This is a genomic window from Chryseobacterium sp. SIMBA_038, from assembly GCF_046535115.1.
Classification (GTDB): Bacteria; Bacteroidota; Bacteroidia; order Flavobacteriales; family Weeksellaceae; genus Chryseobacterium.
The window spans coordinates 1-254 of the sequence record NZ_JAWRXH010000308.1; the positions used below are offsets into that span (position 1 = coordinate 1).

The 254-nt window shown below is 57.1% G+C and carries 1 pseudogene; it reads left to right on the top strand.

What is annotated here, in order from left to right:
- Positions 1–254: pseudogene (locus SB689_RS23680) on the top strand (hypothetical protein); the annotation flags it as partial.

A 254-nucleotide genomic window follows, 5' to 3' on the forward strand; every position in this document is an offset into this window, starting at 1 on the left:
GTAACAGGGTCAACAGGAATAACCGGTGTAACTGGAGCAACAGGAGAAACCGGTGCAATGGGAGAAACTGGCCCAACGGGAGAGACCGGTCCAACCGGCTCAACAGGATCGACGGGGGTCACGGGATTGACAGGAGTAACAGGGGTAACCGGGGCAACAGGCCCAACGGGTGCAACAGGAGTAACAGGCATAACTGGTGGAACAGGCTCAACCGGAGTAACGGGTCCAACTGGAGTAACCGGAATAACTGGCCC